The sequence below is a fragment of the Streptomyces incarnatus genome (assembly GCF_001027185.1).
Taxonomy (GTDB): Bacteria; Actinomycetota; Actinomycetes; order Streptomycetales; family Streptomycetaceae; genus Streptomyces; species Streptomyces puniciscabiei.
In genome coordinates this window covers 7919246-7932948 of the sequence record NZ_CP011497.1, presented here as the reverse complement: position 1 = coordinate 7932948, position 13703 = coordinate 7919246, and the positions used below count along the sequence as shown (strand labels likewise).

10 protein-coding genes, 1 tRNA gene and 1 pseudogene are annotated in these 13703 nt (G+C 73.5%); 3 read left to right on the top strand and 9 right to left on the bottom strand.

All coding sequences use genetic code 11. The features are described from left to right. Positions 1-10: 10 nt before the first annotated feature. Positions 11-1030 (bottom strand): selenide, water dikinase SelD, encoded by a 1020-nt coding sequence (gene selD / locus ABB07_RS36170; protein ID WP_208902662.1) that lies wholly within the window; start codon positions 1028-1030, stop codon positions 11-13. Positions 1031-1067: 37 nt separating this feature from the next. On the opposite strand from selD, the gene ABB07_RS36165 reads away from it, so the two are divergent. After that, positions 1068-1160, top strand: a tRNA-Sec gene (locus ABB07_RS36165). A 35-nt stretch (positions 1161-1195) separates the two neighbouring features. Here the strand turns inward: ABB07_RS36165 and selB are convergent. Then, positions 1196-2938: pseudogene (selB, locus tag ABB07_RS36160) on the bottom strand (selenocysteine-specific translation elongation factor); the annotation flags it as partial. Beyond that, complete coding sequence (gene selA, locus ABB07_RS36155; protein WP_208902661.1) at positions 2938-4416, bottom strand: L-seryl-tRNA(Sec) selenium transferase; 1479 nt, start codon at positions 4414-4416, stop codon at positions 2938-2940. The gene selA and the pseudogene selB, both read right to left, overlap by 1 nt. Positions 4417-4548: 132 nt before the next feature. Between selA and ABB07_RS36150 the strand changes: the two genes are divergently transcribed. After that, entirely contained in the window at positions 4549-4935 is a 387-nt protein-coding gene (locus ABB07_RS36150) for a hypothetical protein (RefSeq protein WP_244189636.1), read from the top strand. Between the two features lie 12 nt (positions 4936-4947). Here ABB07_RS36150 and ABB07_RS36145 read toward each other — a convergent pair whose 3' ends face one another. The 4 genes from ABB07_RS36145 to ABB07_RS36130 all read right to left on the bottom strand — a co-directional run bounded on the left by ABB07_RS36145 (position 4948) and on the right by ABB07_RS36130 (position 8699). Then, positions 4948-5982 carry an MASE1 domain-containing protein gene (locus ABB07_RS36145; RefSeq protein WP_208902660.1) on the bottom strand — a complete coding sequence of 345 codons (1035 nt, stop codon included), beginning with the start codon at positions 5980-5982 and terminating at the stop codon, positions 4948-4950. A gap of 145 nt (positions 5983-6127) precedes the next feature. Continuing rightward, the gene (locus tag ABB07_RS36140; RefSeq protein ID WP_208902659.1) at positions 6128-6958 is read right to left on the bottom strand and encodes a PP2C family protein-serine/threonine phosphatase; all 831 of its coding nucleotides are present in this window, start codon (positions 6956-6958) and stop codon (positions 6128-6130) included. Between the two features lie 120 nt (positions 6959-7078). Next, positions 7079-7399 carry a hypothetical protein gene (locus ABB07_RS36135; protein WP_208902658.1) on the bottom strand — a complete coding sequence of 107 codons (321 nt, stop codon included), beginning with the start codon at positions 7397-7399 and terminating at the stop codon, positions 7079-7081. A gap of 91 nt (positions 7400-7490) precedes the next feature. Then, positions 7491-8699 carry a glycosyltransferase family 39 protein gene (locus tag ABB07_RS36130; protein ID WP_244189635.1) on the bottom strand — a complete coding sequence of 403 codons (1209 nt, stop codon included), beginning with the start codon at positions 8697-8699 and terminating at the stop codon, positions 7491-7493. Between the two features lie 183 nt (positions 8700-8882). On the opposite strand from ABB07_RS36130, the gene ABB07_RS36125 reads away from it, so the two are divergent. Then, positions 8883-10328: a glyceraldehyde-3-phosphate dehydrogenase gene (locus ABB07_RS36125; RefSeq protein ID WP_208902656.1), complete on the top strand. Its 1446-nt coding sequence runs from the start codon at positions 8883-8885 to the stop codon at positions 10326-10328. 73 nt (positions 10329-10401) lie between these two features. Here ABB07_RS36125 and ABB07_RS36120 read toward each other — a convergent pair whose 3' ends face one another. After that, positions 10402-12363 carry a collagenase gene (locus tag ABB07_RS36120; protein ID WP_244189634.1) on the bottom strand — a complete coding sequence of 654 codons (1962 nt, stop codon included), beginning with the start codon at positions 12361-12363 and terminating at the stop codon, positions 10402-10404. A 148-nt stretch (positions 12364-12511) separates the two neighbouring features. Then, entirely contained in the window at positions 12512-13465 is a 954-nt protein-coding gene (locus ABB07_RS36115) for a LysR family transcriptional regulator (protein ID WP_208902655.1), read from the bottom strand. Between the last annotated feature and the right edge of the window lie 238 nt (positions 13466-13703).

The following is a 13703-nucleotide window of genomic DNA, read 5'->3' as shown; positions in this document are numbered from 1 at the left end:
CGTAGGGGTCCTATCGGAGGACGATCGAGTGGGCTCCGCGCGGCACCAGCTCCCCCACCACCGGCGCCCCGGGCACTTCGCCGGCGACCAGCAGGCCGCCGGAGGTCTGGGCGTCGGCCAGCAGCAGCCGGGTGTCGGCGTCGCAGCCGCCGAAGTCGGTGTGCGGGGCGACCCACGCGAGGTTGCGCCGGGTGCCGCCGCTGACGTACCCGTCCCGGACGGCCTCGCGGGCCCCGTCGAGGTACGGGACGGCGGCGGTGTCGACCACGGCGGTCACGCCGGAGGCCCGTGCCAGCTTGTGCAGATGGCCGAGGAGACCGAACCCGGTCACGTCGGTGGCACAGGTGGCCCCGGCCGCGAGGGCGGCCCCGGCGGCGTCCCGGTTGAGCGCCGTCATGGTGGCGATCGCCTGCTCGAACCGCTCACCGGTGGCCTTGTGCCGGTTGTTGAGCACCCCCACGCCCAGCGGCTTGGTCAGGCAGAGCGGCTGCCCGGGCCGGCCGGCGTCGTTGCGCAGCAGCCGCTCGGGGTCCGCGAGGCCGGTGACGGCCATGCCGTACTTGGGTTCCGGGTCGTCGACGCTGTGCCCGCCGCCGACATGACAGCCGGCCTCGGTGGCGATGTCCAGGCCGCCGCGCAGCACCTCGCGGGCCAGCTCGAAGGGGAGCCGGTCGCGCGGCCAGGCCAGCAGGTTCACGGCGAGCACCGGCCGGCCGCCCATGGCGTACACGTCGGACAGCGCGTTGGCGGCGGCGATGCGTCCCCAGTCGTAGGGGTCGTCCACGACGGGGGTGAAGAAGTCGGCCGTGCAGACGACCGCGGTTCCCCCGTGCCTGACCACGGCGGCGTCGTCACCGGTGGCGAGCCCGACGAGCAGCGGCGTGTCGCCCCCGGCGAGCCGGGGCTCGCTCAGCCCCGCCACCACCTCCTCCAGCTCTCCGGGCGGGATCTTGCAGGCGCAGCCGCCGCCGTGCGCGAACTGGGTGAGCCGGACGGGCGCCGGGTGGACCGGCGGGGATGTCGATGTCATGGCGGCGGTCTCCTGGGGCAGTAGCCTGACGAGCGGTGGAGGCGTGTGGGTGCCTGGTGGCCCTCCCGGTCTTCAAAACCGAGGGGCCCGAGGATCTCGGGCCGGCGGGTTCGATTCCCGTCCGCCTCCGTTCAGCGCCTCCGCGCGGCAGCGGCGGCGCCGGTCGTCGACGCGCTCGGTGTGCCCCCGGGCGTCCAGGAACTCCAGCAGCGGTACGGCGACCCGCCGGGTGGTGTCGAGTGCTCGCCGGGCCTCTTGCACCGTGAACGGCTGGGGCAGGGTGCGCAGCACGGCGGCGGCCTCGGCGTCGGCGCCGGGCAGCAGCACGATGCCGTCGGCGATCCGCAGCAGCGCACCGGCCGTGACGGCGGCGGCCAACGCCCTGCGGTCCAGGCCGAGTTGGGCGAGCCGACCGGCCTCGGGGGCGCGGAACGGCGTACGGGCGAGGTCCTCGCGCACGGCGTCCACGGCGGCGCGGACGGGCGGGGGCAGGGCGGGGGGCGTGCCGCCGGTGGCGTACAACCGCCCTTGCCCGGTGCGGAGTCGGGGTGTGGCGTCGGCCAGGGCGTCGACGAGGGCCCGGTCGGGCAGGCCGAGCAGCCGCCGGGCCGCCTCGGCGGGCAGGCCGGGGTCCAGCGGGTGTTCCCTCGCATGCCGCTCGACCGCGCCGGCCAGCCGGTCCTGCAGGGCGGTCCAGTACGTGCGGTCCGCCAGCCAGTCGCCCGCGACGGGTTCGGCGGGGGCCGGGATGCCCATGGCCAGCAGGTCGGCGCGCCGGATCAGTCTGCGCCGGCGCAGTTCGGCGGCGCCGTCGGGGCGGCCGGTCAGGGCGGCCAGTTCGGCGGCACGGGCCCGGCCGGCGCCGCGCCGGGTCAGCCGGGGTGGCCGTACGTCGAGGACGGTGGCCCCGCAGGGCATGCGGGTGCCGCCCGGTTCGCGCAGCACCGCGCGGTCGCCGACCCGCAGCGGCAGACTCCGGGCGAGGGTGAGCCGGGCGGTGTCCTCGCCGAGCGGGCGGACGGTGACGGGCACGGCGGCGGTGCCGATGTGCAGGGTGACGCGGCGGGGCAGGTCAGCGGCCGGCTCGCCGGTGATCCGTACGTCGAGCACCTCGCTGTGCAGCCAGCGGTCCGGGGTCAGCAGCACGTGCCCCCGGCGCAGGCCGTCGGCGCCCCGGCCGTGCAGGTTGACCGCCACCCGGGCCACCCCGCTGACCGCCGTACGGTCCTCGTGCAGGGTCTGCAGCCCGCGCACCCGGAGCACGGCGGAGCCGTCCCCGGTGACCAACCGGTCGCCGACGCGCAGGGTGCCCGCGCCGAGGGTGCCGGTCACCACGGTGCCGTGTCCGCGCACCGAGAAAGCCCGGTCGAGCCACAGCCGTACGTCGGCGTCGGGGTCGGGATCGGTCAACTCGCCTGCCAGCCGGGCCAGTTCGCGGCGCAGATCGTCCAGTCCCGCACCGGTGACGGCGCTCACCGCGACGGCGGGAACCTTGCCGAGGGAGCTCCGGGCCAGCCGGTCCAGGGACTCGGCGCGTACGGCGTCGGGGTCGGCGAGGTCGCTGCGGGTCACGACGAGGACGGCGTGCCGGACACCGAGCGCGTCGAGGACGGCCAGGTGTTCCTCGGACTGCTGCTGCCAGCCCTGGTCGGCGGCGACCACGAACAGCACGGCGGGCACCGGTCCGACCCCGGCCAGCATGGTCGGCACGAAGCGCTCGTGTCCCGGCACGTCGACGAAGGCGAGGTGGTCCCCGTCCGGGCCGAGCCGCGTCCACACGAAGCCCAGGTCCAGGGTGAGCCCCCGGCGGCGCTCCTCCTCGTAGCGGTCGGGCTCCATGCCGGTGAGGGCCCGTACCAGGGCGGACTTGCCGTGGTCGACATGGCCGGCGGTGGCGAGCACCCGCATCACGTCCCCCTCTCCTCGCCCGGCCGGGCGGACCGGACGGCAGCGGCCAGCCGTTCGTCGTCCCGCTCGGGCACCGCGCGCAGATCCAGCAGGCAGCGGCCCGCCTCCAGCCGGCCCACGACGGGGACCGGGCCGGTGCGCAGCGCGGCGGCGTACGGCTCGGGCAGGGAGAGTGCCGCGCTGGGCAGGGTGACCCCGGGGGCGCCTCCGCCGCCGACGGTGGCACAGGAGTCGACGGCCCGTACGTCGATGCCGTCGGCGGCGAGACCGCCGGCGAGCCGGTGGGCGCGGGCGCGCAGGCCGTCCGGGTCGGCGGTGAGGGCGAGGGCGGTCGGGGTGGGCGGGCCGGTGAGGGTGGCCTCCAGGGCGGCGAGGGTCAGCTTGTCGACGCGCAGGGCGCGGGCCAGCGGGTGCCGGGCGAGGGCGCGGACCAGGTCCCTCTCACCCAGCAGCAGTCCGCACTGGGGGCCGCCGAGGAGCTTGTCGCCGCTCGCGGTGACGAGGGCGGCGCCGGCGCGGAGTTCGGTGTCGGCGTCGGGTTCCTCGGGCAGCGCCGGATGCGGGGCGAGCAGTCCGGAGCCGATGTCGACGACGACCGGCACGCCCAGACCGGTGAGTTCCGCGGTCCCGGCGGAGCGGGTGAAGCCGGTGATACGGAAGTTAGACGGGTGCACCTTGAGCACGAACCCGGTGTCGGGACCGATCGCGGCGGCGTAGTCGGCCGGGGCGGTGCGGTTGGTCGTGCCGACCTCGCGGAGCCGGGCGCCGGTCGTGACCAGCAGGTCGGGCAGCCGGAAACCGTCGCCGATCTCCACCATCTCGCCCCGGCTGACGACGATCTCCCGGCCGGCCGCGAGGGCGGTGGCGGCGAGCACGAGGGCGGCGGCGCCGTTGTTGACGACGTGCGCGGCCCCGGCGGACGGCACCCGCGCGTGCAGGGCGGCGAGGGCGGAGCGGCCGCGGCGGGCGCGTACCCCGGTCGCCAGGTCCAGTTCGACGTCCGTGGGTCCGGCGGCCTCCTGGACGGCCTGCCGGGCGGCGGCCGACAGCGGGGCCCGGCCGAGGTTGGTGTGCAGCAGCACCCCGGTGGCGTTGATCACCGGGCGCAGTCCGCTCGCGGTGGCGGGCAGCAGGGCCACGGCCGTCTCCGGCACCTGCTCGGGCGGGATGCCACCCTCGCGGGCCCGTTCCTGCGCCGCGCGCACGGCGCCCTTCACCACACCGGCACCGAGCCGCTCCACCGCGGCCGACAGCCGGGGATCGCGCAGCAGGTCGTCGGTGCGCGGGATACGGCGGCGGGCGTCGGCGCCGTCCGATAGCCGTACGGCGGGGTCCGATGGCCGTACGGCGGGGTCCGGCGACCGTACGGATTGCTGCGAGGGTCGTACGGCCGTGTCGTCGCGCCCTTCCGCACGGCCGGAACGGGGCTGGGCCGCCCCGGTCCGCTGCTCCGCCGCGCTCGCCGTCCGCCGCTCCATGCCGCGCCTGTCCCTCCGGTCCGGCCCGGGGCCCGCCCGGGCTCCGCCCATCGTCCCCCAGTGCCCCCGACCGGCCGTTCGACACGCCGGAAGCGTGTTGGCGCGGGCCACGGCCCGGGTACTCGGCGCCGCATGAAGGACAAGGACCGCATGCACGACGAAGGCCGTCCGCCCGGCGAGGACCGCGGCCGGCAGGGCGAGAGCGCGACGGCCGCCGAGCGGGCCGCACGCCGGCAGCGCGAGCGGGACCGCGAGCGCGCCTCGGTCGAGCCGTTCGACTACCCCTATCCGGAGCGCCGGGCCGGGGTCCGGGCGCGGCGTCATGTGAGCGGGGCCGAGGCCGCCGCGGACATGCCGCCGGGCATCCCCGGCGGCTACGGCACGACCGGCGGCGGCCAGTCCGGCGCCACCGGCACCGCACACCCGCCGGCTCCCACTCCCCGGGACGTCAGGTCGCGCAAGGGCTCCGCCGAGCCGGGCGGGGACGACGAGGGTCCGGTGCACCGGTCCGGCCGGTGACCCGGGACGCCGTTACGGGGGTGTGGTCGGCCAGGGCCGGTTGTCGTCCGTGCCGTCGGCGTCCCCGGGGTGCGGCTGTTCCCGGGGCGGTGGGGGTTCGCCCGCGGTGAGGTGTTCCAGGACCTCGGCCAGTTCCTGGCACGCTCTCTCCACCGATCTGCGGGTGTTGCGCTGCTCGGTGATCAGGGCGGACAGCAGGAGCGCGGTCAGTGCCATCGCGCCGTTGAACGCCTGGAGCTTCGCCATGATCTCGATCCGGCTCAGCCCCTCGAAGGCCCCCGCACGGTCCGTCGCCGCGACGGTGGCCAGCACGGACATCAGCAGCGCGCACAGCACGCTGCCCGCGAGCTGGAAACGCAGGGCGGCCCAGATGAGCAGCGGGTAGACGAGGTAGAGCACGCTGATCGTGCTGTAGACGGCCACCGGCACGACAGCGCAGGTGACGACGGCCAGGGCGGTCGCCTCCGGCCAGCGGCCCAGGGGCGGCGGCCAGCGCGCGCGGTGGAGCAACAGCAGCAGCGGGGTGACGAGCAGCACCCCCATGACGTCGCCCACCCACCAGGCCAGCCAGACGGGCCAGAAGCTGTCCGGGTTCAGCTTGTCCAGGAGGACGAGGAGGCCGACGCCGATCGTCGAACTGATCAGCATGGCGGTCAGCGCGGCCAGGAACACCAGGGCGACACCGTCCCTCAGCCGGCCGAGATCGGTGTGGAAGCGGGCCCGGTGCAGCATGAGCGCCGCGCACACCGGGGCGCCGGTCTGGCCGACCAGGGTGACGAGCACGTCGGGGCCGGGGGTGCTGACGGCCATCACGGCGAAGAAGGCGCCGATCGTGATGCCGGGCCAGCAGCCCAGGCCGAGGATCAGCAGGGCGGCGACCGCGACGCCGGTCGGCGGCCAGACGGGGCTGACGACGGCGCCCTCGACGGAGAGTTCGCGCAGGAGTCCGAGCCGGGCCGCGGCGTAGTAGCAGGCCGCGACGGCCAGTACCTGGACGGCGTAGCGGCCGGGCCGGCGCAGATCGTCGATACCCACCACAGCAGCCATCTCACACCGGTGGCCCCGGGTCGGCGAGGCGAGAGCGGCGCGGTCCGGCCCTATGGCTGAATCGCGGGGCGCCGCGCGGGAACGTTCCGGACGGTGGGCGCCGGATCCGCGTACCGTGTCCCGGCCGTCGTGGCCGGACCGGTGGTCAGGGTGGGGGGTGGGGCCCGTCGAGGCCCACGACGAGGACGGCCGCGTCGTCCTCGTGGCCGACGCTCTCGGCGCCCTTGATCACGGCGGCGGCCAGGGCATGGGCCTCCAGGCTCGCCACGGCGGCGATGCCGGCGAGGCGTACCACCTGTTCGAGGCCGTCCTCGATGGTCAGCGAGGGGCCCTCCACCACGCCGTCGGTGAGCAGCACGAACACGCCGCCCGTGGTGAGCCGGTGCCTGCTCACCGGGAACTCCATGCCCTGGTCGATGCCGAGCGGCGGCCCGCCTTCGTCGTCGACGACGCCCGACTTGCCGTCCGCCGTGGCCCACACGAACGGGATGTGGCCGGCCCGTGCGCTCTCCAGCACTCCGCTGGCCGGGTCGAGGCGCATGAAGATGCAGGTGGCGAACAGGTCGCCGCCCAGCGACAGCAGCAGGTCGTTGGTGCGGGCGAGGAGTTCGCCGGGCTCACCGGTCACGGAGGCGAGGGCGCGGAGCCCGGCCCGAACCTGGCCCATGAACGCGGCGGCCTCGATGTTGTGCCCCTGGACGTCACCGATGGCCAGCCCGATCCGCCCGTCGGGCAGGGTGAACGCGTCGTACCAGTCGCCGCCCACGTTCAGGCCGAGGTTGGCCGGCGTGTAGCGGACGGCGAGGTGCAGGCCCGGTGCGCTGGGCAGGTCACGGGGCAGCATGCCGCGCTGCAGGGCGATGGCCAGTTCGACCTGGGTGCGCTGCAGCACCGCGCGCTCCCGTGCCTGGGCGGTGAGCGAGCCGAGTCTGGCCAGCAGCTCATCGCCTTCGTCCGTGGAGCGGTTGCGGGGCATCGGTCACTTCCGGCGGGGCGGTGGCCGTCGAGGACCAGCCGCCTGAATTCTCAGCAAACGCCTAGATTTTACCTATACCGGATGATCCTGCCCCGCGAGTGGCCGCGGTACGGCTCCCGGTCAGCGCACCTCGGAGTCGATGCCGGTGATGACGGCGGACCCCAGCGATGCGCTGCGCTCGTCCAGTCCCGCGTCCCGCAGGGCGGAGCCGGCGAGCCGGTGGGCCTCCTGCTCGGCGTGCGGGCCGGTGTCCGCCTGCACGGTCAGACGGAGGGTGAAGGTGTTGTCCTCGTTGACGCTGAGCACGTCCAGGCCCTCGGCGCTGCCCATCCGGGTGCCGTGCGGATCGGTGGGCCTGAGCGCCGTGGCCAGACGGGTACGGGTGTCCGCCCCGATGTCCGCGGTGAAGGTGCCGGGGACGCTGATCACGTAAGTCGTCATGACGGTCCTTTCCTCGGGCGTCCCCCCGCCTACCCCGATTCCGGGCCTTCGCACCAGGAGGCGGCAGCCCGCGTGACCAGCCGGTGGAGGCTCACAGCGGGGAGTGGGCCACCACCGTCACGAAGGCACCGAACAGCAGGGACATGACGGTGAGGCCGCCGTAGACGACCACGGCATGGGCCGGCCGGACCCGCCAGGTCCGGGTCAGCGCCCGGGCCATGGGGATGAGCAGCGGGAAGGCGGGCAGCAGGAACCGCGGCTTGGAGGAGAAGGAGCCGGAGCCGCCGACCACGAGCAGGACCAGGATCCCGGCGAAGACCACCAGGGCGAGCGGGGCGCGTTCCAGGCACAGCAGCGCGAACAGCAGCACACCGGCCGCCACGATCACCAGGGCCGCCGGATAGACGGCGCCGCCCCCGTGCAGGAGCAGGGCCTTGGTGAAGCGCGCCGAGCCGACACCGAAGTCGAAGCGGGAGTCCCAGGCGCTCTGCACCTTGAAGTAGCCGCCGAGGAGGTCTCCCGTCCGGCTGCCCACCCAGAGCACATAGCCGAGCCAGCCCAGCGGGGCCAGCATGGCACCGGCCCACACGCCCGCGGGGGCCCGGCCGCGCTGCCGCACGACCTCGTACGCGGCCGCGATGCAGACCGCCCCCGCCACCGCGAAGCCGCTGGGCCGGGACAGGCCCGCCAGCGCGGCCAGCGCACCGGCCCACACCCAGCGCCCCTTGAGGACGCAGTACAGGGACCAGACGGCGAGGGCGGCGAACAGCGACTCGGTGTAGGCGATGGTCAGCTCGACGGAGTGCGGCATGACGGCCCACAGGGCGACCAGCGCGGTGGCGACCCCGCGTCCGTAGAGGTGGTGGCCGATGACGTACACGCCGTACGCCGCGACACCCGCGGCGATCCAGGAGATGAGCAGCGCGGCCTGGCCGGGAGTGAAGGGCAGGACCGTGGTCAGCGCCCTGATCAGCCCCGGGTACAGCGGGAAGAACGCCCAGTCGCTCTGGACGGCGCCCTGCGGGGTGATCCAGATCTTGTGGCCGTAGCCCTGGGCGGCGATGTGCAGATACCAGCGGGAGTCCCAGGAGTGGGCGAGGCTCTTGAGGAGGGGATGCCCCCGGACGGCGTTCGTGACGATCACCAGGATGATCCCGGCGACCCGCACGGCCGCGAACAGGGCGAGGGCCGGAAGCGCCCCCTCGGGGATGCCACGCCGGGCGATCCGGGGCAGGGCCGGGGGGCGCAGGGGTCGGGACGGGGCGGCCGGCTCGGGCCGCGGTACTGAGGAGGTGCTCACTCTCTTGACCTTGGGCACGCCAGGTAAGACGGGCAAACCACGACCCGGGTTTCTTACACTCTTCCACCCTGATTCAGGAATTGGTCAAGGAATGGGTGCAAATCCCTTACTTGCCACCCCCTGAAGGAGCACGTGAGAGGTGTGGTTACCATATGAGCGCTGCCTAGCTCGAAAGATGGATCCGTGACTGTCAACGACGACTCGTTCACCAACTGGAAGATCCGCGAGGAGATCGCGGAGTCGATGATCCCGCTCATCGGGAAGCTGCACCGCGAGCGGGACGTGACCGTCCTGCTGCACAGCCGCTCCTTGGTGAACAAGTCGGTGGTCAGCATCCTCAAGTCCCACCGCTTCGCCCGGCAGATCGACGGCGCGGAGCTGTCGGTCACCGAGACCATGCCGTTCCTCGAGGCCCTGACCGCCCTCGACCTCGGGCCGTCCCAGATCGACCTGGGCATGCTGGCCACCACCCACAAGGCCGACGACCGCGGGCTGAGCGTGGCGGAGTTCACCGCCGAGGCCGTCGCCGGTGCCACCGGTGCCAACAAGATCGAGCGCCGTGAGCCGCGCGACGTCGTCCTGTACGGCTTCGGCCGCATCGGCCGGCTGGTCGCCCGCCTGCTGATCGAGAAGGCCGGCTCCGGCAACGGCCTGCGCCTGCGCGCCATCGTGGTGCGCGGCGGCGGCGCCCAGGACATCGTCAAGCGCGCCTCGCTGCTGCGCCGCGACTCCATCCACGGCCAGTTCCAGGGCACGATCACCGTCGACGAGGACACCAGCACGATCGTCGCCAACGGCAACGCCATCAAGGTGATCTACGCCGACGACCCGTCGTCCGTGGACTACACCGAGTACGGCATCCGGGACGCCATCCTCATCGACAACACCGGCAAGTGGCGCGACCGCGAGGGCCTGTCGAAGCACCTGCGCCCCGGCATCGAGAAGGTCGTGCTGACCGCCCCGGGCAAGGGCGACGTGCCGAACATCGTGCACGGCGTCAACCACGACACCATCAAGCCGGACGAGCAGATCCTGTCCTGCGCCTCCTGCACCACCAACGCCATCGTCCCGCCGCTGAAGGCGATGGACGACGAGTACGGCGTGCTGCGCGGCCACGTGGAGACCGTCCACTCGTTCACCAACGACCAGAACCTGCTGGACAATTACCACAAGTCCGAGCGCCGCGGCCGCTCCGCGCCGCTCAACATGGTGATCACCGAGACCGGTGCCGCCTCCGCCGTCGCCAAGGCGCTGCCGGACCTCAAGGCGAAGATCAGCGGCAGCTCGATCCGCGTCCCGGTGCCGGACGTTTCTATCGCGATTCTCAACCTGCAGCTGGCCCGCGAGACCACCCGCGAGGAGGTCCACGACTACCTGCGTGAGGTCTCGCTGACCTCGCCGCTCAAGCGCCAGATCGACTTCATCACGGCGCCCGACGCGGTCTCCAGCGACTTCATCGGCTCGCGCCACGCCTCGATCGTGGACGCCGGCGCCCTGAAGGTCGACGGCGACAACGCGATCCTCTACCTCTGGTACGACAACGAGTTCGGCTACTCCTGCCAGGTCGTCCGGGTCGTCCAGCACGTCTCGGGCGTGGAGTACCCGACGTACCCCGCGACGGCGGTCTGATCCCTCTCGCCGGCACGCGTACGGCCGCCGACCGGTGTTCCGGTCGGCGGCCGTTGTGCTGGGGCGCGTGCGGTCAGGACCGGGCGGGCCCGGCGCAGGCGCCCGCGGCACACGCGGTGAGCCACTGGTCGAAGTCGGCGTCGTAGCGGGTGCCGATGCCGTCGTGGTAGACGGCGTATCCGCCGGCGTAGTCACCGACGCGGAAGCGGGCGAGCATGCGCTGGATGTCGTCGGGGTGGTTCTCGGCCACGTAGCGCACGGCGAGATAGCCCCACGGGTAGGTGCGGATCACATCGCTGTTGTCGTAGGTGTTCTCGAACAGCGTGCTCAGCCGGTACGTGTGCTTGCCCGCCTCCTGGATCGCCTGGTCGTCGGCGATGCCCCGGTAGCTGTAGGACACGTACTCGGCGAGGCCCTCGATCCACCACACGTCCGGCACGGTGGTCTCCTGGGCGAAGTCGCCCTTCATGTCGTCGCGGCCGTCGAGGAAGTGCGTGTACTCGTGGTTGAGGTTCCAGATGCGGGCGGGGAAACCGTCGTCGGAGGGCTTCTGGTACATGATCGACGTGACGTGGTTGGCCGGGTCGGACGGGTCGCCGTCCAGGGTCATGCCGCCGTTGTCGGTGCTGATGCCGTAGATCGGGCCGGCGTAGGTCTGGTAGTCGGCGCGACTGGCGAAGACCACGAGCTGGATCGTGGACACGTACTGGCCGGGTATCGCTCCGTCGGCCTTGACCAGACCGCGGAAGTACGCGCTCTGGTCCAGCACGCTGGCGCAGGCGGCGTCGAGGTCGGCGGCGGTGAGCGACTGGGCGAGGACGGAGACGTCCGCGTCGCACCGGCGGCTGACCGGCAGGACGGCCCTGGTCAGCTTGGCGGGCAGGTCGCAGACGTCGTAGTAGGCGCAGTCGGCGCTGTCGTAGGCGTTCGCCTGGGTGGCCACGGCGACCCAGAGCCCGGCCGTGGGTCCGGTCATCGCGGTCGCGTCCAGCAGCTCCCTGGTCAACGGCCGGACATCGTCCCGCAGTTCGGGGTGCTCGACGTAACGCGCCAGGTTCATCCCGGCGTTGGAGTCCAGGAAGGCCTGATCGGTGCCGAGCAGGTCGGTGTTGGCGAGCGCGAAGTCGTGCAGGGTGTCGATGATGGCCGGGTGGGCCTCGACCGCCTTGACGTAGTCGGGGTTCCAGTTGCCGCGCCACAGCGGCGTGTAGACGTCGTTGACGGCCCTGACCATGCTGTCCACGGAGTCGTACGAACTGTCGTAGTCGTTCAGCAGCCGCCGGTAGACGGAGAGATAGCGGCCCTGCCGGTCGGCGCTGTCGGTGAGGATGACGCTCTCGCCGAGGATGTCGCCGTTGACCGCGGTCACGTCACGCGAGTGGGACCGGGCGAAGAAGGCGTCCAGTCCGGTCGTGACGGCGGTGGTGAGGCGAGAGCTGTACGGGCCGACGTCCGCGGAGTGGTTGAACTGCACGTAGTAACCGGCCCGCAGGAAGAGGACCAGCTGCTCCAGGCCGCCGGAGTCGTCGCCGCGGTACAGCTTCGCCGTACGGGTGTACGCGGCCGCGACGCTGAGCATCTGGGCCTCGCGGAAGACGTCGTGCGCGTCCTTGCCGGTCACCGAGAACAAGGTGTTGACGCAGTCGGTGGACGAGGCCTTCACGAAGGCGACGAGGGCGGAGCCGGTACGGTTGCCGAAGTCGCCCGGAGTGCAGGACTCCGCCTTGGGCGGCCTCCGGGCCGGGTGGGCCGACAGGGGCTGCAGGGGTGGGAGTTGAGCCGGGCTGAGGCGCCGGGGCCGGCTCGCGGGACGCTCGGTGACGGCGGTGGTCGCGCCGGCCGGCGACGGCTCGGGCGCGTGCCGCCGGGGCGCGGCGGCGGCGCGGGTCTGCGGGTGCTGCGGGGCCGCCGACACCGGCGTGGACAGCAGTCCGGCCACGGTGACGCAGACGGCCGCGGCGCCGGCCATCCTCGCGGCCGTACGGGGGTGGCCGCGGCCGGGCATGCGTCTGGGCAGCGCGAAGCGATAGCGCATCTGGATTCCTCCACGAAGGGATGCGCCTCGGTGGGGAGTTGAGGCGTGTGAGGCACTGTCTCAGCGGGGCACCCGCACCAACAATGCCGTGTGACATAGCACATGACACCGTCCGCGCATAACATCGCGGGGTGCCCTTGACCAGCCGCTACGCCCCGGTGACGCTCCAGGTGTGCGAGGCCCACGCCCGGAGATGGGGCGCCTGCGCGACGAGGTCGCGGTAGGCGGCGTGGGCGGACTGGGACAGTGCCTCCACGGCCTCGCCGGTGACGGTGTCGGGCCGCCAGGCCAGCACATAACGGCACCACAGCGGCGAACCGGCGAGCGGCTTGACCACGACATGCGGGATCGGCCGCAGCGTCGGCTGGACGAGGGACACCCCGAGACCGTCGGCGATCATGCTCTGCAGCTGGCCCTGGTCGCCGAGGAACTCGTGCACGGTGACCGGTGTGAACCCGGCCGCCGCACAGGCCTCGTAGAACACCCCCGGCCAGCCGGCGCCGTCGTCCGGCGTCACGAACCACGCGTCCTCGGCCAGGTCGGCGAGCTGGACCTGGGCGCACTGGCGCAGCCGGTGCCGGGCGGGCAGGGCCACGAACGTCGGCTCGGTGACGATCCCGCGGTGCCGCACCGCGGCCGAGTGGCGCAGCTCCATGCCCGGATAGTCGGCGGCGATGGCCGCGTCCACCGCGCCCTCCTCCAGCAGTTCCACGATCCGCGAGGAGGCGTAGACGCTGGTGACGGCGAGGGACACCTCCGGCAGCCGGGTCCGGACGCGGGAGACCGTCCCGGACAGCATGGGCGAGTTCGTCGCCGCCACGCGCAGGGTACGGCGGACCCGCGCGGCGGTCCGGCGGTGGCCGATGGCGTCGGCGCGGGTCAGCACGTCACGGGCCTGGGCGACGACCTCGGCGCCGTAGCGGGTGGGGCGCACTCCGCTCGTGCCGCGCTCGAACAGCGGTTCGCCGAGGTGCCGCTCGATGCGCCGCAGCTGGGTGCTCACGGCGGGCTGCGAGTAGCCGAGCTGTGCCGCGGCGCGACCCACACTGCCCGCGTCGGCGATCGCGCACAGCACCCGCAGGTGCCGCAGCTCCAGCTCCATCGCTCCACTCCCCGTTTCCGGCCCGGGGAGATCCTTCCGCCTCGCCCGGGAAACCAGTGCTCACAGCCATGACCGGCCGTGGTCGCGACCGGCGGACCGAAGCGTCGCACCACGCCGCGCCCCGCACAAGTCGCAGGTCCGCCGACCTGGGGCCGTCGGGTCCCCGGGCCGGGCGGCTCCCTCGCGCCGCCCAGGGCACGGCAGTACGCGCCGGGCGGGTGGGGGGGCGGGCAGCGTG